Below are 16,965 nucleotides of genomic sequence, written 5' to 3'. Positions count from 1 at the left end.
TAAATTTGCCGCATGGTAAAAATAGGCAATATAGAACTGCCGGAATTTCCGCTTTTGCTGGCTCCGATGGAAGATGTAAGTGATCCACCGTTTAGACGACTGTGCAAGATGCATGGGGCAGATATGATGTATTCAGAATTTATTTCTTCTGAAGGCCTGATTCGTGATGCGATGAAGAGCCGTAAGAAGCTGGATATTTTCGATTACGAAAGACCGGTCGGAATCCAGATTTTCGGTGGAGATGAGGAAGCAATGGCGATGTCTGCAAGAATTGTAGAGACGGTAAACCCGGATCTGGTAGACATTAATTTCGGATGTCCTGTAAAAAAAGTAGTGTGCAAAGGAGCAGGAGCAGGAGTTCTTAAGGATATTGACCTCATGGTTCGCCTTACCAAAGCCGTTGTAACCTCTACTCACCTGCCTGTAACGGTTAAGACCCGTTTAGGATGGGACAGTACCAGCATCAATATCGATGAAGTGGCAGAGCGTTTACAGGAAACAGGTATCAAAGCATTAACAATACACGCCAGAACCCGCGCCCAAATGTACAAGGGAGAAGCGGACTGGGAACATATTTCAAGAATTAAGCAAAATCCTAACATTGAGATTCCTATTTTCGGAAACGGTGATATCGATTCTCCGGAAAAAGCTCTTGAATACAAACAGAAATATGCGTGCGACGGAATTATGATCGGTCGTGCCGCGATTGGTTATCCATGGATATTTAACGAGATCAAACATTTCTTTAAAACGGGGGAACATCTTCCGGAACCGGTTATTTCAGACCGTCTTTTGGCAGTACGTCAACATGCAGAATGGAGTGCAGAATGGAAAGGAGAAAAGCTGGGGCTTATCGAAATGAGACAGCATTACAGCAATTATTTCCGTGGAGTACCTCATTTCAAAGAATTCAGAAAAAAATTCCTTGAGGTGTATACTTTGGAAGAAATGGATGTGTTAATCAAAGAAACACAGCAATTCTACGAAGAATATCAGGCACAGGTATAAATAAAAAAACCATCAAGATTTTGATGGTTTTTTTTATGTTTTAATAACTTCCTGATGAGGATTCGTTTTTAATCAATGCCAGTGCTGAGGAAGTTCCAATTCTTTTCACTCCCATGCTGATCATTTTTTCAGCATCTTCAGGGGTTCTTACACCTCCGGCAGCTTTTACAGGTAGTTTTCCTGCATTATCCAGCATGATTTTAATGCCTTCAAATGTTGCTCCGTTGGGTTTTCCACCTTCAGTCTGGTAAAAGCCTGTAGAAGATTTTACAAAAATATTCGGGAGCTCATTCTCAGAGAAATTCTCTTCAGCCCAGTTTGAAATATTTTTGGTTATATCTGCTATCTGCTCATCGGTAAGTGCTGCAATTTCAATGATCCATTTAACCACTTTTTTATGCTGCAATCCCAACTGAGTGCATTGTACAAACTCTTTTTTTACCAGGTCCGAATCTCCTTTAAGATAGGCACTGTAATTAATCACAAAATCCAGTTCATCGGCTCCGTCCTCAATTGCTTTCGAAGCTTCCGCAAGCTTTTCGTCAATAGAATAGGTTCCTTCATGAAAACCTATTACGGTTCCTACCGCAACATTTGAATTTCTTTCCTGAATATACTTTTTGATATCCTCTACATAATCCGGACGAATCATCACGGCAAAAATACCGTTGTCAATCGCTTCCTGCGCAAGTTCCTTATCTAATTGTAATGTTTCTTCGTTTGAGATTCCTGACTGCGCAGGTGTTTTCAAATAAGTTGAATCCAAATATTGGGCAATGTTCATAATCGTTATACTTTCAGTTGTCTGTAAATACCTTGTTCCAAAGATATGAAAGTTTCCGTTCTTGTCACCCCTTTAAACTTCTGAAGTTTGTTAAGAATCTGCATCAGATGGTCGTTGTCTTTGCAAAGAACTTTTAAGAATATGGTATAGTTCCCGGTGGTATAATGGGCTTCTACTACCTCGTTTACATCATGCAGAGATTTTACAACCTCCTGATAATGGCTTGGCTGATCTAAAAATACGCCGATATACGAGATTACTTTGTATCCTATTTTTTTAGGATTAAGGAAAGAAATGGAGTTTTCAATAACTCCGGCATGCTCCAGTTTTTTGATTCTCTGATGGACTGCCGTAGTGGAAATTCCGACATTCTTCGAGATGTGGGCTAACGATGTTTTAGCGTTATCCATCAGCATGTAAATGATCTCCTTGTCAATTGAATCTAAATGATAACTTGTGTTGCTTGAATTTTTCATTTTCTACTTTTTTATTATTTATGTTTTTGTTTTTTCAAATTTCACAAAAACCGGAAAGTGATCGCTGTATCCGCCCAAATACCGTGTACCGGCATAGGTTCGGAAGGGTCGTCCTTCAAAATTTCTTGTCCGGCTGCTTATTTTTTCAGAATTAAAAATTTGAGCATTCTGAAAGTTCAAAACATCATTGTCAAAGAGAGATTTTGACATGATTATCTGATCATAAAGCAGACCTGACTTATAATGAAAAGTAGAATAATTTCTTGTAGAGAACAACTCTAGAAAAGGATTTACCAATACCTCCTCATGATCGTTGTCGTAGAGAATTTTTACTAAATTTTCATCATCCGGGTTTTCGTTAAAATCACCGCACAATATCACATGTTCCTTTTCTTCAAGTACAATCCTCAAGATCCGTGAACGGATCTCATTAAGAATAAAGTCTCTTTTTGGCTTGTTAACGTCTTTTTCTCGCTTGGAGGGAAGATGGGCGATAAAAACATTAACAACAGTTCCTTTATATTTAATTTTAGAAAATAGTACGTCTCTGGTTGTGTCGTAATTTTCTGTGTTTTTTTTATTTATAATTTCAAAGAAGAAAGTAATAGTTTCTGAATCTATGATTTCTACTTTGCTTTTATCATATAGCAGGGCTACATCCACCTTTCTCTCATCCATAGAATTGTAATGTACAATCCCGTATTCTGAGTTAAAAGGTTCCATTTCTACCAGATCTTCCAAAACTTTCCTTCCGGAGACTTCTGAAAGTCCAATTAAAAATGGGAGGACGCCATTTTCCTCCTTCATCAGTTGAAAAACGTGTGATATTTTAAAAAGCTTGTTCCTATATCTTTGTTCGTCCCAATTTTTCAAGCCCGATCTCGTAGGATCTAATCTGTGGGCTGGTTTGGGATCAGGTAAAAATAAATTTTCGACATTGTAAAAAGAGAACATCTCCATCTGCACAAATTGCTATCTTAAAATTATCACTTTCTTTTCCGTTGTAAATTTATTATTTTTTTTCAAATTCCGTTAATTTATTTATAATATTTTTACATTAATGTTATACAATAAATGTACTTATTGTATAAAAAACATCAACAAGAAAGCTTTTATACGGCTAAATTATTAAGCATTTAAAATTATCAGAACAAAAATAAAAATTAAAACAACATCTATTTTCCCTTTAAATAAGGAAAATAATAGTCAAATTTAAAATCTAAATTAATAATTTTCGCTTGTTTTGATTTTTACATCAATTCTTATTCCGTTTTATTTTTAGCTTTTTAAATAGGTGAAAAAAAATACTGATTTAAAGTATTTCACTTATCATTTTTAAAGTAAATCCGGACGTTTTTCCTGAGTAATCCTTACAGCTTCTTCATGACGCCATTCTTCAATTTTGGCAAAATTGCCGCTTAAAAGTATTTTCGGCACCTCTAAATCTTTATAAACTTCAGGTCTTGTATAGATAGGCGGCGAGAGAAGATCATCCTGAAAACTGTCCGTAAGGGCACTCTGCTCATCATTTAATACTCCGGGAACCAGTCTGATAATGGAATCCGCGAGAACGCATGCCGCCAGTTCTCCGCCTGTAAGCACATAATCTCCGATTGAAATTTCTTTAGTAATGTGAAGATCCCGAACCCTCTGATCAATACCTTTGTAATGACCACACAAAAAGATCAGGTTATTTTTTATAGAAAGGGAATTGGCAATTTTCTGATTCAGGGTGACTCCGTCCGGGGTCAGGTAAATCACTTCGTCATAGGCTCTCTGGGATTTAAGATCAGAGATGCATTTATCTATGGGTTCTATCATCATCACCATTCCTGCTCCGCCTCCGTAAGGCTCATCATCTATTTGTCTGTGCTTATTGATAGCCCAGTCTCTCAGCTGATGAAAGTGAACTTCTACCAAACCTTTATCCATTGCTCTTCTTAAAATAGAAGTCTGAAACGGACTTTCCATCAATTCAGGAAGTACGCTTATTATGTCAATTCTCATTGTAATGTTCCGTTTTTCTTATTCGGTGAAATAATTAATCTTAAAGAAGAATCTTTGTTGAAGTAGCTCCACATCCAGTTGAAAAAGACTGCAAGTTTATTTCTCACACTCAGAATCAGCATCAGGTGAAGGAACATCCAGAAATACCACGCCAGGAATCCCTGAAATTTGATGAACGGAAGATCTACTACCGCTCTGTGTTTTCCGATAGTTGCCAGAGAGCCCTGATCTTTATATTCGTACTCCGTCCACTCGCTTTCATTCTTCTTTAGAAAATTTTTCCCTAAATTTTTTGCTTGATTAATGGCTACGTTCGCTACCTGCGGATGTCCCTGCGGATACTTTGGAGTTTCCATATAGGCAATATCCCCGACTGCATAAATATTGTCGTAACCTTTTATTTTATTAAATCGATCTACTAAGTATCTGTTTCTTACTAATTTTTCTTCCGGAAATCCGTCTACCACATTTCCCGTAACACCCGCTGCCCAGATCACATTATTGGAAGGAATATCTTTTCCGCTCTTCATGTAAACTTTGTTGCCGTCATAATCTGTCACGATCTCACCGCTTAAGAAAGTAACGCCAAGATCCTTAAGATATTTTTCAGACTTTTCCTGAGCCTCGCTGCTCATGACAGCCAGAGGTTTTTCGGTGGAACTTACCAGAATGATTTTAAGATGGTCGAAATTCATGTAAGGATAGTCTCTCGGAAGAATTTCCTTTTTCATTTCAGCAAAAGCACCTGCCAATTCCACACCGGTGGGTCCGCTTCCTACAATAACGATATTCCAGTTACCATCGTCGCTTCTGCTTTTTTCAAGAATCAGTTTTTCAAAGGTCATCAGGATATGATTTCTGATTCCTATCGCTTCCTGGGTATTTTTCATCCCGAAAGCTCTAGATTCCATATCTTTATTACCGAAAAAATTCGTTTTACATCCGGTGGCTATGATCAGTTTATCATAGGTAAATTCAGCTTCGTCCGTGATCACTCTGTTGTGTGCCGGATCAATCTCTTTTACTTCGGTAAGACGGAATTGTGTATTTCTGGATTGCTGAAAAATCTTCCGAAAAGGAAAGGAAATATTGGAAGGTTCTATCCTCCCGCACGCAACCTGATAAAAAAGCGGCTGAAACATATGATGATTCACCCGGTCCAGAACGATTACTTTTTTGTTCTTGTTATTTAACGTTTTTGCAAGCTGCAGCCCCGCAAATCCTCCTCCTATAATGATGATTTTTTCGCGTGTTTCCATAATACACAAATTTACTGATTTTATTTAGCATTTAGTAGTGAAAAAAGTTAGTTTTGCAAAACTTTATGACACCCAGAAAGTACACCAAAAAAACTGCCAAAAAGGTACATGAGAACCGTCGGAAGAATTATTTTTTCCGGAGAAAAGTAATATTGGCCGTTTTAATTATTGCTTTAATAGGGACCGGATTTTATCTGAAGCAGTCTATCAGCTACTATTACGCATTATACTTTAATAAATTCAGTCATAAAAAACTTCACAACAGCGAAATAGAAACTTTAAGGATTCAGAAAATCCTGAGTTCCAATCTGGATAAAACTTACGGTTTTGACGTTTCCCATTACCAGAACAGAGAAGATATAAAATGGGATAGTTTAAGCATCGGAAATAAAACCATTCCGCTTGAATTTGTCGTCATGCGCGCTACCATGGGAAACAGGAATGCTGACAAACATTTTGATGAATTCTGGGTAAAAGCTCAAAAGCACAATCTGATACGTGGAGCTTATCATTTTTACAGAGCTGATGAGGATCCTGTCATCCAGGCCAATAATTTCCTGGCGAATGTCAAGCTTGAAAGCGGCGACCTTCCTCCCATTCTGGATATCGAAAAAATCCCAAAAAGAAAGACCAATAAAAAATTGATCGAGGATCTAAAAATATGGTGCCGGATCGTAGAAGAAACGTACGGTGAAAAACCGATCATCTACACCTATTATCACTATTACAAAGATTTCCTGAAAGGTGAATTCGATGGCTATCCGCTCTGGCTGGCCAATTACAACGATGTTCCTTCTCCTACTCCCAATGATCACTGGGATTTCTGGCAGTTTACGGAAAATGGAATTGTTCATGGCATCAATACTAAAGTAGATCTTGATATCTATAACGGAAGTACATGGTCTTTGAAGAGACTGACGCTGGATTAGTAAGAAGGGAAGATGGGAGCCAGAAGATGGAAGTTCTGAAATCCGAAAGAATGACTTCTCCCGGATTTATTCCCTTTTAAAATCAATTTAAAATTTAATCAGTTAATGAAATACTGATACCTATCAATCGTCCGCGATATCTCCTAACCTCCATCTTCCCTCTTCCATCCTAAGATCATTTCCCCAGAAACCTCAAAATATCCGCATTCAATTCATCTGCTTTTTCAAAAGGAATCATATGGGTGGCATCTTTGTAGATCTTTAGCCCAGCATGCGGAATTTCTTTGGCCATCATTTCGGTATGATCCTGTTTGATCACATCTTTATCTCCTGCAATCACCAAAACCGGGCTTTGTATTTTTGAAAGATCTTTTTTGCTGATATGCGGTTCTTTCAGCATGATCGTGACCAATCTGCGTTCGTCAAATTTTTCCGGTTTGTTTTCAAGATTGAGTACCAGGAGCTGGTTTTTCATATGGGCAATCAGTCTTTCATCAACGCCTTCAGGAAAAGCATTGGCTCCGATGGCAATTAATTTATTAAGATTTTCAGGGTATTTTAAAGCAAACTCAAGTCCTGTGATTCCGCCATCACTCCAGCCGGCAATATTAATTTTCTTTAATCCCAGTTTATCTGCCAGTGCTTTTATATCTTCTGCAAATTGGATATACGTAAACTGTCTATGAGAAGTATCGGTACTTTTACCCTGTCCTCTGGTATCTACAACAATCACCTTGAACTGTTTAGACAGCACCGGGATCTGCTGGTAAAAATCCTTTATACTTCCTGAATTTCCATGAAGAAGAAAAAGAGGTTCTCCCTCCCCGTAGGTTTCGTAGTACAGTTTAGTGTCTTTTAATTCAAGATAATTCCCTGCAGATTCATTTTTCCCGTAGCCGGAATTTTCTGACGCTGCCTGATATTGAGACACATCAGAGATCAGTCCTTCAAGGTCATCCCCTAAAGCTGCCTCTTCATCTTTGGTATTTTTTGCACTTTTATCCACTTTTACATCTATATTGATAGCCGGTGCCGCCAGTGTTGTTTTTTGCCATTCCCCATAAAACCTTCTAAGAAATCCAGTTCTGAACAAAGCCGCACTGATAAAAATCCTTCCTTCAAATTCTTTTAGAAACTGAATTCCAATAAAAAATTTCCCCTGCACCCAGATATTATGTTCGTTGACGTCCAATGTAAAGGTTCCGTCTTTAATCATATCTTTTGTAAGTTCCACCGTGATCTCTTCATCCAGAATATTTTTATCAGGAAATCCGTTTTTTTCTGTGTAAATGCTATATCGCATTAATACCGGCTTATCGGAAGTATAGCTGGCAATATTCAGATTGATATTTTTAATCTTAGATCTTCGGCTGGCATTAAACTCCAATGCGGTTTCACCAATGAAATTATCTTTTTTTAATTGTGGGTTAACAGAGTACAGGACACTTTTTGTCTTTGTATTGACGCCCCAGTTTCTATCTACCAGTTTCTTTACTTTAATGTTGACTTCCTTTATATTTTTAACTTTTTCTTTTAAAAATATCTGCCTGTGATCTTGCTTTCTGAAATTCTGTACAGTTTCATCAAACGGCTCATAGCCGGGAACTTCTATTCTGAGTTTTCGGGAAGCATCCAGCCCGGAAAGATCAATGGAAAAATTTCCTTTCTCATCGGAAATCGTTCCTGCATTTTCTTTTTCTATCCCAATTTTTACGTAAGGAACAGGTTGGTTTTCATTTTTGGAAATCACCGTCCCGGAAATCACCTGTGCGTGGAAAGAATAAGCGGTTAAAAGAAAGAATAAAGTATTCAGTTTTTTCATGGTGTAAGTTTGCTGCAAAATTCTTTATTTCCACCATTTAACACTCATAACAGGTTATTAAATTTAATATCCGTTTAGTTAAACTTTTTCTAAAATATCACCGCTTTGTGATCCGAATTCTAAAAAATGTATAAACTTTTAATTTTTAAAGGATATTCATGATGTCTTCCCATGAATGCACTCGTTTATAATTTTCGTTTTCAATCAGTTCGTTGTGAGGCTGAGTGAAAATTAATTTCTCGCCCACAAAATGATCCAGATTTTTAGGATAATCATCAATCATTACATCTCCGTGAACCACTCTTTTACTTCCGCATAAAACAATTTGTTCCCAGCTGATAAACGGAAAATGTTCTGCCAACCAGTCGAATTTTTCTCTTAAGCTGTTCGGAAACTCCATTCCTGCGGAAACAATGTAGAGTTCATATTTGCTGTTAATATATTCCAAAGCGTCGCGGCTTCCTTCCATTACGGGAAGTGTTCTGAAAAACCCTACTTCATTAACGTGTTTCTTTCCATTCGGGAAGGCTTCAATTTCAGGCTTTCCTGCGAGACCACTGATCTCAATTTCTGTTCCGGAGTCTCTTTTTTCAAACTTCACCAGCTGATGGTATACATCCGCCATCACCCCATCCATGTCGACAATTACTTTTTTCATTATTATAAATCAGATTTAGCATTATTTGGCAGCAAAAATCGCGCCTTAGCTTATTCAAAATTAGGGAATGTGTTTCGGGAAATTCACTTTATGGGTATTAAATAAATCTTAATTTTAAGGGCTGGAAGATGGAGGATCGAGGTTATTGAATTCGAAGCATAGCTAGATTGCAGTTTTATTAGTTTTTCAAAAATACTTCTTCAAATTTTGTGGTAGTCAGTCAAATTATTGCCCAATAGTAACTTCCAGCCTCCCTCTTCCATCTTCAGTCACCTAATATTAATTTTCTTATCCCTAATTCACTTCATTAGGTCAAACTTTTCTAGTTACATTTTCGTACTTTTGCCGCTCAATACAAAATCAATATCAAACCATTACATTCCAATGAATTACGTTTCTGTCGAAAATCTTACTAAATCTTATGGCATCAAAGTTTTGTTCGAAAACATCTCCTTCCACGTTAATGAGGGTGACAAAATAGCCATCGTTGCCAAAAACGGAAGCGGAAAGTCTACCCTTCTTAAAATATTAATGGGGAAAGAAATTGCAGACAGCGGAACTGTAACTATTAATAAAGACATCCAGGTGGTTTTATTTGATCAGGAAATCGAGTTTGATTCTGATCTTACCATTGACGAATTCATGATGACGCTTGATTCTTCGCCCATTCAGGCTCTGAAAAATTATCATAAATCGCTGCTTTCCACAGATTATGATTTCATTGAAAAAGCTTTGGCTGAAATGGAAATTCACAAAGCTTGGGATCTGGAGAATGATATGAAACAAATTCTTTCTCAGCTGAAGATTACAGATCTCGAGGCTAAAATGGGAACCCTTTCCGGAGGACAGATCAAACGTGTGGCTTTGGCAAAATTACTGACTGAAACCAGAGCGGAACACCGTCATACTCTTCTGATTATGGATGAGCCTACCAACCACCTTGATGTGGAAATGGTAGAATGGCTGGAAAGCTATCTGAGTAAAGCAAAAATAACATTAATCCTCGTTACTCACGACAGGTATTTCCTGGATGCTGTTTGCGGAATTATCTGGGAAATGGAGGATAAAAACCTGTATTTCCATAATGGTTCTTACGCGACTTATCTTGAAAACAAAATGATCCGTGAGGACAATATGAATTCTACTATCGACAAAGCCAATAATCTTTACAGAAAAGAGCTGGAGTGGATGAGAAGACAGCCCAAAGCGAGAACGACAAAATCGAAATCCAGACAGGATGACTTTTACGAAACTGAAAAAATAGCGAAAACCGATACAAGAAAAGAATCTCTTGAACTCGATTTCGAAATGAAAAGGCTTGGAAACAAAATTCTGGAATTGAGAGATATTTCTAAAAGCTACGGTGATAAATTATTATTAAAAGATTTCAGCTATCAGTTTCAGAGAGGTGAGAAAGTAGGAATTGTAGGAAAAAATGGTGCTGGGAAATCTACTTTACTGAACATTATTCAGGGACTTGAACCCAAAGATTCCGGAGAAATTGAAACCGGAGAAACGATCAAGTTTGGTTATTTCTCACAAAAAGGACTGAAATATAAAGAGGATGAAAGAGTCATTGATTTCATCAAAGAAATTTCTGAAAACTTTCCTTTAGCGAATGGAAAAACGATCTCTGCATCGCAGTTCCTTAGATTATTCTTATTTGATGATCAAACGCAATATTCGCCGATTTCAAAACTTTCGGGTGGTGAAAAAAGAAGACTGCATCTGATGTATATTTTGTATCAGAACCCTAACTTTCTGATCTTTGATGAACCTACCAACGACCTGGATCTTCCGACGTTGACTGTACTGGAAAACTTTCTACTGAACTTCCAGGGAAGTTTGATTATTGTTTCTCACGACAGGTATTTTATGGACAGAATTATTGACCATGTTTTAGCTTTTGAAGGGGAAGGAAAAATCAGAGATTTTATAGGAACTTTCTCAGAATACCGAGAAACGAAAAGTCGTGAGGATGCGCAGGGGAAAAACACAGCTCCTAAACCGGAACCTGTAAAAGAAATTGTTGTAGCAACACCAGAGGTTTCTCAACCTGCTTCTCCAAAAAGAAAAATGTCTTTTAAGGAGCAGAGAGAATTGGAAACGATAGAAAAAGAAATGCCTGAACTTGAACAAAAACGTGTCAAGATCATGGATCAACTCAATAACGAAACGGAATATGAAAAGGTAGCTAAGCTTTCTGCGGAACTGGAAGCCATTTCTGAAAAGCTGGAGGGATATGAGATGAGATGGCTGGAGCTTCAGGAAATCTAAATAAGTTGAAGAGTTTTAGAGTAAGAGCGCATGAGAGTTTACACCCAACGCATTTACTCTAAAACTCTCCCCCTCTAAAACTCTCAGACTCTTAGACTACTCTCCTACAAATAAACCACCTTCTCCCCTTTTGAGCTCTCCAGAGAAGCATCGATGATCTTCATATTCTGTACTACTTCTCTTCCCTGAGACGGTAGCGCATATCCGAAGACAATATATTCGTAGATCTGCTGGTAGTAATCCATATAATTTCCGGGATCGCTGGACGTGAGGATTCTTTCTGTTTCTGAATTTTCATTCAAATAATTCAAAATCCCATCTGTTCCCTGTAATGGCTGTGTCCATTCATTCCCGTAAACAGGTATGGCTCCGGCCACCAACTCATTTTCCTGATTATCGGTTCTTTCCTGCAGGAAGCTTCCTTTTTCTCCGTGAATATTGTATGCGTAGTGCGCTTCTTTCGTGAAAACCGATGATTTCAGTCGTACTCTTAAATTATTCTTATAATATAATAAGATCTCGAAATAGTCATTGGCATATTCCTCACCTTTCATCGAAAATACATCTGCGAAAAGCTTTTCAGGATATCCGAAATACTGTACCGCCTGGTCTACAAGATGAGAGCCAAGATCATGAAGTGATCCTGAACCTGTCTGCTGAGGGTCTTCTTTGTGCTGTTTTCCGCTTGGCGTTGTACGGAATCTGTCGAAACGGATTTCAGCTTCTTTGATCTCGCCTAATTTTCCTTCATTCAAGATTTTATGAACCTGTAAAAAATCGCGGTCAAATCTTCTGTTTTGATAAACACTTACAAATAATCCTTTTTCTTCAGCCAGATTCACAAGTTGTTCTGCCTCTGAAACGGTTACGGTAAAGGGTTTTTCAACGATTATATTCTTCCCTGCCTCGAGCGCCATTTTAGCATATTCAAAATGGGTCTGTACCGGTGTATTGATGATTACAAGCTCAATATCTGCATTCTGAAGCATCTCCTCCACCGAACGGTAAATGGTAGCATCCGGATATTTTTCTTTAGATTCTTCTTTGCTTCTCTCTACGATAGCAGCCATAAAAAATCCGGGATGTTCTTTCAAAAACGGAGCATGAAATACTTTTCCGCTCATTCCAAAGGCACAAAGTCCTGCTTTTACCAATTGCATATGTATTTATTTTTAAACAAATATATTCAATAATCCTCAGTTTAACAGCTTCTGACGACAACAGCTATTTTTATCACATCCTCAGAATATGACAAAAATCATTTTATTGTTTTTATTAATTCTAAATTAATTCTTTCCGAATTCTTATTTTTGCCGCTATTTAAAACTGTTCTATATAAAAATAAGAAATGAAAAAACAACTAGCTTCTTTAGGATTTTTGTTGGCGGCCGTATCTTTAAGTGCCCAGATGAAAAACCTTGAAACCGATACCATCAGATCTCAAACCATTGAAGACATTAATCTTCACAAAACAGGAAATCCCAACCAGGCAAAAACATTATCTACAAAATCTGCCCTTACGGTAATGGAAAATCCTCAGGCCATCTCCATCGTAACCCACGAAATCATTGAGCAGCAGCAGGCAAAACAACTGGGTGATGTCATTCAGAATATCAACGGTATGTATGTGACTTCATCCAGAGGAAATTCTCAGGACAGTTTTGGAGGTCGTGGTTTTATTCTGGGTAACGATAACGTTTTTAAAAACGGAACGAGAGTTAACAGCGGAGTATTTCCTGAGGTAAGCGGTTTGGAAAGAGTTGAGGTATTAAAAGGAGCTAATGCGATGCTTTACGGAAATACGGCTGCAGGAGGAATCATCAATATGATCACCAAAAAACCTAAATTCAATTTCGGAGGAAGCATAGGACTTAACGGAGGAAGCTGGAATTCTTATAAGCCAACTGTCGATATTTATGGTCCGTTATCTAAAAATATTGCATTCAGAGTAAACGGCGCTTATGAATATGCAGAAAGTTTCAGAGATGTTGTACAATCTGAGAAATATTATTTCAATCCTTCTATCTTATTTAATTTAAGTGCTAAATCTCAGCTGATTGTAGAAGCGGATTATCTTAAGAATAATTTTACTCCGGATTTCGGGATTGGCTCTATTACCAATAAAGATCTGAGCTATTCTCTGAACAATTATGTGGACAGAAATACATTTTTCGGTACAGACTGGCAATATCAAAATGTAGAACAGGCTTCAACGAATGTGACATTCAACCATGAAATAAGTACGAACTGGACATTAAATGCAGTTGCCTCTTACCAAAGCTATGTTAAAGACTACTTCTCATCCGAGCGTGTACAATGGGGATATGATAAAAAAATATCCGAGACCCGTCTATCATGGGCAAGACCGTTTAATAAAACCAACAACAGAACTAAGTATGGTTCTGCACAGGTCAATATTAATGGTGAATTTAACACCGGATCAATAAATCACAAATTATTAATCGGAGCAGATGCTGACTACAATCAGGCAGATGCTTATGCTTTCAATGTAATTGCTCCTACCAATGTTCTGTTTCTGGATGATCCTTCAACATGGGGAAATATCCCAATGCCGGACAGCGGTGAAAATTCACTGACAAGAATCAATACGAGAAGAGCCGGTGTTTATGTACAGGATTATATCAGCCTGACCAAACAGTTTAAAGTGATCGCAGGTGTGCGCTGGTCTTATGTAGAAAATATGCCTTCTATAAAGACTACTTATGCCACTGCGACAAAGCCTTTGGATAAAAGCTTTGTACAAAACTCTGCAACTTCTGATCAGGCATTTTCTCCAAAGTTAGGGGTGGTTTATATGCCTAATGATAATCTGTCTGTATTTGCCACTTACACCAATTCATTTGTTTCCAATGCAGGATATATGTCTAATGAAATTGGTTCTTTAGATACTTCAGGTACGCTTACGCAGGTGAGAGACAGAGTCAATACTCTTCAGAAACAAGGTATCAACCCTACTACTATTGACCAGTACGAAATCGGAGCAAAGAAAAACCTTTGGAATAATGCCCTTGCTATTAATCTTACGGTATATCAGATTTTACAAAATAACAACTATCAGAACTTCTTTTACGTAGATAACACAGGAACTGTACAGACACCTGATACTAACCTTAAGGAATTTGCGGGTAAAATGAGAAGCCGTGGTGTTGAAGTAGATATTACAGGAAATCCTACAGAAAACCTTTCTATTATCGGTGGTTTCTCCTATAATAATTCAGTTTATCTTGATACTCCTGAAAAAGGATATGTAGAAAAGCAAAGACTGGTAAGAACTCCAGCTACTACAGCCAATGCATCTGTATTTTATAAATTCACTAATTATGCAAAAGGATTAAAAGTAGGAGCCGGTATTTATTATATCGGAGACAGAATTGCGGGTTGGAATGATTCAAAGTCTACCAATGTCACAAGAAAGGATGTAACAAGAATGTTCGAACTAAAAGATTACACCACAGTAACCGTTTCTGTTGGCTACGAGTGGAAAAAATTCTCTATTCAGGGGAAAGTGGGGAACTTATTCGATGTAGTTAACTATAATGTACACGAAAATTATTCAGTAAACCCTATTACTCCGAGAAATTATTATTTCACACTGACGTATAAACTTTAGAATTAAAGACCGGAATAATTTCATCAATCAAAGGGGAAATTGCATTTTTGCAGTTTCCTTTTTTAAATTAACAAACAATACGATATGGATAAGATCAAGGACACAAGAACTTTTATGAGAATTACGCACCGCTATCTGGGGTATTTTCTTGCAGGGATAATGGCTATATATGCATTAAGCGGCGTTTTGCTCGTTTACAGAGATACTGATTTCCTTAAAAAAGAAAAGAAGTATGATAAAACAGTTGCTGTGAATCTTTCAGAAAAAGAATTAGGTAAAGAACTAAAGATCAAAGGGCTGGAAGTAGAAAAAACCGAAGGAAATATCTTATACTTTAAACAGGGAACCTACGATGCAGCCTCCGGAAAAGCAAAATATGCTAAGAAGGAACTTCCTTTTGTTCTGGACAAGATGGTGAAACTTCATAAATCCCAGTCAAAGGAAACATTGTCACCTCTGAACACATTTTTCGGGATCTCTTTATTTTTCTTTGTGATTTCCAGTTTCTGGATGTTCAACCCAAAGACAAAAGCTTTCAAAAGAGGAATCAAATTCACAATAGCAGGCCTTATCATTTCAGTGATTCTTCTGTGTATTTAAATTGTGGTATCATCAAAAAAATGACCAAATAATTCACATTTCGATTCTCCTAAAATTAACATTTATTCTGAGTTTTTATCTAAAATTAAGAAGCTTGGCACATTTCTTGTTTTTTCTCTAATCTACAAATGATAACATTTAATTATTAAAATAATAAATTATGAAAAAACTAATTTTTGCAGGAATATTAGCAGCAACAGGTTTGACTGCAACAGCTAATGCACAGATTCAACAAGGTAATTGGATGGTAGGAAGTAGCCTTATAACAAGTAACTTTGGATTAAATACAGGGGGAGGTTATAACATAGGATTACAGCCTAAGGCAGCTTATTTTATAAAAGATAATGTTGCAGTAGGTGGATATGTGGACTTAGGTATCAGTAAAGTTAAAAACGGATCGCCAACAGAATTTACTTATGGAGTAGGTGCTTTAGGACGTTATTTTCTTTCACCTGGAGAAAAAGGTGTGGATAACTTGCTTCACCACGGAAGATGGTTCCTTGAAGGAAATGTAGGTATCGGAGGAAGATCAGTGGAAAATGCAGACTCTACAACCGGTTTGGATTTTGGTGCTGGTCCTGGTTATTCTTACTTTATTACACCTAACATCGGTATTGAAGGTTTGGTAAAATATAAAGGTAGAACAGGATTTGGTAGCGAAGGTTTAAATTCTAATATTACGTTCAACGTAGGATTCAGTATTTACTTACCTACTTCAAAAGCTAAAGAAGTAGCAAATGATGTAAGAAACTAATCATTTTAACTTACCGGATAAAAAAATTGAAATCGCCCCGAAATATTTTTCGGAGCGATTTTCGTACAAATTAAAACTAAACTATAAAAAATCAAATAAATCATGTGTTGGGTTGTGGCGTATATCTCAGATACGGCTTTATTTCCGTCACTCCTTTCGGAAATATTTTTTTGGCATCTTCTGTAGAAATCGTCGGTGGTACGATAACATCTTCACCGTATTTCCAGTTGACAGGAGTTGCTACTTTATATGAATCAACTAACTGAAGGGAATCAAGCACTCTCAGGATCTCATTAAAATTCCGTCCTGTAGAAGCCGGATACGTAATGATCAGTCTTACTTTTTTATCCGGATCAATGATCAGCAGAGAACGTACAGTAGCAGTCACTGAAGCATTCGGGTGAATAAAATCATAAAGCTCTGAAATCTGTCGGTCCTTGTCTGCAATAATAGGAAACTGCACATCCGTATTCTGGGTCTCGTTGATATCCTTGATCCAGCTCTGATGGTCTTCTACTCCATCTACACTTAGCGCAATCACTTTCGTTCCTCTTTTATCGAATTCTGATTTAAGCTTTGAAGTATATCCCAGTTCCGTAGTGCATACCGGTGTATAATCTGCAGGATGTGAGAACAGAATTCCCCAGGAATTCCCTAAAAATTCGTGAAATTTAATATCACCTGAAGAAGTCTCTGCCTGAAAATCCGGTGCTGTATCTCCTAGTTTAATTGACATAATATTCTGCTTTGTTAGTCTACA

At 37.4% G+C, this 16,965-nt stretch carries 15 protein-coding genes; 6 read left to right on the top strand and 9 right to left on the bottom strand.

Features of this window, described 5'->3' with window-relative positions:
* Positions 1-12: 12 nt before the first annotated feature.
* Complete coding sequence (dusB, locus tag N0B48_RS12065; protein WP_259839040.1) at positions 13-1,008, top strand: tRNA dihydrouridine synthase DusB; 996 nt, start codon at positions 13-15, stop codon at positions 1,006-1,008.
* 40 nt (positions 1,009-1,048) lie between these two features.
* Here the strand turns inward: dusB and deoC are convergent, their stop codons facing one another.
* From deoC to N0B48_RS12040, 5 genes are all read right to left on the bottom strand, one after another.
* Positions 1,049-1,795: a deoxyribose-phosphate aldolase gene (deoC, locus tag N0B48_RS12060; RefSeq protein ID WP_259839238.1), complete on the bottom strand. Its 747-nt coding sequence runs from the start codon at positions 1,793-1,795 to the stop codon at positions 1,049-1,051.
* Between the two features lie 2 nt (positions 1,796-1,797).
* On the bottom strand, positions 1,798-2,268 hold the full coding sequence (locus tag N0B48_RS12055; RefSeq protein ID WP_047452322.1) for an Lrp/AsnC ligand binding domain-containing protein: 471 nt from the start codon (positions 2,266-2,268) through the stop codon (positions 1,798-1,800).
* An 18-nt stretch (positions 2,269-2,286) separates the two neighbouring features.
* The gene (locus N0B48_RS12050) at positions 2,287-3,222 is read right to left on the bottom strand and encodes an endonuclease/exonuclease/phosphatase family protein (protein ID WP_259839237.1); all 936 of its coding nucleotides are present in this window, start codon (positions 3,220-3,222) and stop codon (positions 2,287-2,289) included.
* A gap of 381 nt (positions 3,223-3,603) precedes the next feature.
* Entirely contained in the window at positions 3,604-4,275 is a 672-nt protein-coding gene (gene trmD, locus N0B48_RS12045; RefSeq protein ID WP_259839039.1) for a tRNA (guanosine(37)-N1)-methyltransferase TrmD, read from the bottom strand.
* Entirely contained in the window at positions 4,272-5,534 is a 1,263-nt protein-coding gene (locus N0B48_RS12040; protein WP_259839038.1) for an NAD(P)/FAD-dependent oxidoreductase, read from the bottom strand. The genes trmD and N0B48_RS12040 overlap by 4 nt, the downstream gene beginning before the upstream one ends.
* A gap of 65 nt (positions 5,535-5,599) precedes the next feature.
* Between N0B48_RS12040 and N0B48_RS12035 the strand changes: the two genes are divergently transcribed.
* Positions 5,600-6,463, top strand: coding sequence for a glycoside hydrolase family 25 protein (locus tag N0B48_RS12035; RefSeq protein WP_259839037.1), 864 nt, complete (start codon positions 5,600-5,602; stop codon positions 6,461-6,463).
* A gap of 175 nt (positions 6,464-6,638) precedes the next feature.
* Here N0B48_RS12035 and N0B48_RS12030 read toward each other — a convergent pair whose 3' ends face one another.
* Together N0B48_RS12030 and N0B48_RS12025 are read right to left on the bottom strand one after the other, a co-directional pair.
* Positions 6,639-8,285: an alpha/beta fold hydrolase gene (locus N0B48_RS12030; RefSeq protein ID WP_259839036.1), complete on the bottom strand. Its 1,647-nt coding sequence runs from the start codon at positions 8,283-8,285 to the stop codon at positions 6,639-6,641.
* 145 nt (positions 8,286-8,430) lie between these two features.
* A complete protein-coding gene (locus tag N0B48_RS12025) occupies positions 8,431-8,943 on the bottom strand; it encodes a 5' nucleotidase, NT5C type (RefSeq protein WP_259839035.1) in 513 nt (170 codons plus the stop codon).
* Positions 8,944-9,327: 384 nt separating this feature from the next.
* On the opposite strand from N0B48_RS12025, the gene N0B48_RS12020 reads away from it, so the two are divergent.
* Entirely contained in the window at positions 9,328-11,220 is a 1,893-nt protein-coding gene (locus N0B48_RS12020) for an ABC-F family ATP-binding cassette domain-containing protein (protein ID WP_259839034.1), read from the top strand.
* A gap of 104 nt (positions 11,221-11,324) precedes the next feature.
* On the opposite strand, the gene N0B48_RS12015 is transcribed toward N0B48_RS12020, so the two are convergent.
* On the bottom strand, positions 11,325-12,380 hold the full coding sequence (locus N0B48_RS12015; protein WP_259839033.1) for a Gfo/Idh/MocA family oxidoreductase: 1,056 nt from the start codon (positions 12,378-12,380) through the stop codon (positions 11,325-11,327).
* Between the two features lie 188 nt (positions 12,381-12,568).
* On the opposite strand from N0B48_RS12015, the gene N0B48_RS12010 reads away from it, so the two are divergent.
* The 3 genes from N0B48_RS12010 to N0B48_RS12000 all read left to right on the top strand — a co-directional run bounded on the left by N0B48_RS12010 (position 12,569) and on the right by N0B48_RS12000 (position 16,205).
* Entirely contained in the window at positions 12,569-14,851 is a 2,283-nt protein-coding gene (locus N0B48_RS12010) for a TonB-dependent siderophore receptor (RefSeq protein WP_259839032.1), read from the top strand.
* A gap of 84 nt (positions 14,852-14,935) precedes the next feature.
* On the top strand, positions 14,936-15,451 hold the full coding sequence (locus N0B48_RS12005; RefSeq protein WP_259839031.1) for a PepSY-associated transmembrane domain-containing protein: 516 nt from the start codon (positions 14,936-14,938) through the stop codon (positions 15,449-15,451).
* 160 nt (positions 15,452-15,611) lie between these two features.
* Positions 15,612-16,205 (top strand): hypothetical protein, encoded by a 594-nt coding sequence (locus N0B48_RS12000; RefSeq protein WP_259839030.1) that lies wholly within the window; start codon positions 15,612-15,614, stop codon positions 16,203-16,205.
* Between the two features lie 100 nt (positions 16,206-16,305).
* Here the strand turns inward: N0B48_RS12000 and N0B48_RS11995 are convergent, their stop codons facing one another.
* The gene (locus N0B48_RS11995; RefSeq protein WP_259839029.1) at positions 16,306-16,941 is read right to left on the bottom strand and encodes a peroxiredoxin; all 636 of its coding nucleotides are present in this window, start codon (positions 16,939-16,941) and stop codon (positions 16,306-16,308) included.
* Positions 16,942-16,965 lie beyond the last annotated feature (24 nt).

The sequence above is a fragment of the Chryseobacterium herbae genome, assembly GCF_025154075.1.
GTDB classification, from domain to species: Bacteria; Bacteroidota; Bacteroidia; order Flavobacteriales; family Weeksellaceae; genus Chryseobacterium; species Chryseobacterium herbae.
The sequence above is the reverse complement of the archived record's forward strand: the minus strand, read 5'-3'. Positions and strand labels throughout refer to the sequence as shown.

Bases quoted from the DNA above. Each gene is read 5' to 3' on its own strand.
- N0B48_RS12050 (WP_259839237.1), bottom strand. From the start codon at position 3,222: ATGTTCTCTTTTTACAATGTCGAAAATTTATTTTTACCTGATCCCAAA.
- N0B48_RS12010 (WP_259839032.1), top strand. From the start codon at position 12,569: ATGAAAAAACAACTAGCTTCTTTAGGATTTTTGTTGGCGGCCGTATCT.
- N0B48_RS12015 (WP_259839033.1), bottom strand. From the start codon at position 12,380: ATGCAATTGGTAAAAGCAGGACTTTGTGCCTTTGGAATGAGCGGAAAA.
- N0B48_RS12025 (WP_259839035.1), bottom strand. From the start codon at position 8,943: ATGAAAAAAGTAATTGTCGACATGGATGGGGTGATGGCGGATGTATAC.
- N0B48_RS12055 (WP_047452322.1), bottom strand. From the start codon at position 2,268: ATGAAAAATTCAAGCAACACAAGTTATCATTTAGATTCAATTGACAAG.
- N0B48_RS12040 (WP_259839038.1), bottom strand. From the start codon at position 5,534: ATGGAAACACGCGAAAAAATCATCATTATAGGAGGAGGATTTGCGGGG.
- N0B48_RS12030 (WP_259839036.1), bottom strand. From the start codon at position 8,285: ATGAAAAAACTGAATACTTTATTCTTTCTTTTAACCGCTTATTCTTTC.
- N0B48_RS12005 (WP_259839031.1), top strand. From the start codon at position 14,936: ATGGATAAGATCAAGGACACAAGAACTTTTATGAGAATTACGCACCGC.
- dusB (WP_259839040.1), top strand. From the start codon at position 13: ATGGTAAAAATAGGCAATATAGAACTGCCGGAATTTCCGCTTTTGCTG.
- N0B48_RS12000 (WP_259839030.1), top strand. From the start codon at position 15,612: ATGAAAAAACTAATTTTTGCAGGAATATTAGCAGCAACAGGTTTGACT.
- N0B48_RS11995 (WP_259839029.1), bottom strand. From the start codon at position 16,941: ATGTCAATTAAACTAGGAGATACAGCACCGGATTTTCAGGCAGAGACT.
- N0B48_RS12035 (WP_259839037.1), top strand. From the start codon at position 5,600: ATGACACCCAGAAAGTACACCAAAAAAACTGCCAAAAAGGTACATGAG.
- trmD (WP_259839039.1), bottom strand. From the start codon at position 4,275: ATGAGAATTGACATAATAAGCGTACTTCCTGAATTGATGGAAAGTCCG.
- N0B48_RS12020 (WP_259839034.1), top strand. From the start codon at position 9,328: ATGAATTACGTTTCTGTCGAAAATCTTACTAAATCTTATGGCATCAAA.